Below are 392 nucleotides of genomic sequence, written 5' to 3'. Positions count from 1 at the left end.
ATGCAAGGCTATCGTTGGTAATCCCACATGACACGCCGCTTCTGAAACTACTTTAAGCAGGCCATCCAGGTCTGTCACATCGGCTTCGTAATAGGCAATACCCTGACTGGAGTTATGCCTTAGATCCTCAATAAGCGATTTTGCCTGCTCATCAAAATTAAGGTCGAATAGTGCCAGGTTGGCACCATTTTTTGCGTAGCGCCGTGCGATTTCCTGGCCAATGCCACTCGCTGCACCGGTGATATAAATTGTTTTTTGATTCATTAGTGTGCTGCCTCTGATCCTTGTTTTTTATTAGTCATCGAAGCTTCCGGCGCGAAGGCATCCTCATCGATACAGAGTATCTTGGGTAGTTCCCTTCTATTGCATAAACCGGTAGATTGGCATTACTA

Annotated in this window: 1 protein-coding gene; it reads right to left on the bottom strand. The window is 45.9% G+C overall.

Going from position 1 to position 392, the window contains the following annotated elements; genetic code table 11:
* Nucleotides 1-264: SDR family NAD(P)-dependent oxidoreductase (locus tag A3761_RS24960; protein ID WP_156492119.1), on the bottom strand; the 264-nt coding region annotated here is incomplete at its 3' end.
* Nucleotides 265-392: the final 128 nt, after the last annotated feature.

The sequence above is a fragment of the Oleiphilus sp. HI0123 genome (genome assembly GCF_001635315.1).
Note: the sequence above shows the minus strand (reverse complement) of the source record. Positions and strands in the feature narration are given on the sequence as shown.